The sequence below is a fragment of the Arthrobacter sp. SIMBA_036 genome (genome assembly GCF_046535135.1).
Classification (GTDB): Bacteria; Actinomycetota; Actinomycetes; order Actinomycetales; family Micrococcaceae; genus Arthrobacter.
Map to the genome: position 1 here is coordinate 1 of NZ_JAWRXG010000295.1, position 257 is coordinate 257.

Sequence of the window (257 nt, forward strand, 5' to 3'; positions counted from 1 at the left end):
GAGACCACCGAGGGCCTGGACTGCGTCCTCGATAAGCTTCTTGCAAAACGCCTCGTCCCGGAGATCGCCCGGCAAAGCGACACCCTTTCGACCTTCCTTCTCGATCAGGGCAATAACTTCTTTCGCATCGGGCTCTTCGTCGGGAAGATAGTTGATTGCGACGTCGGCACCTTCGCGCGCATATGCGATCGCGGCGGCGCGTCCCATGCCGGAATCGCCACCGGTAATGAGCGCTCTCATTCCCGCCAGGCGGCCAG

General features: G+C 61.5%; 1 protein-coding gene. It reads right to left on the reverse strand.

What is annotated here, in order from left to right:
• Positions 1-257 (reverse strand): SDR family NAD(P)-dependent oxidoreductase (locus SB659_RS19945; protein WP_410551673.1); only part of this gene is annotated, 257 nt, incomplete at both ends.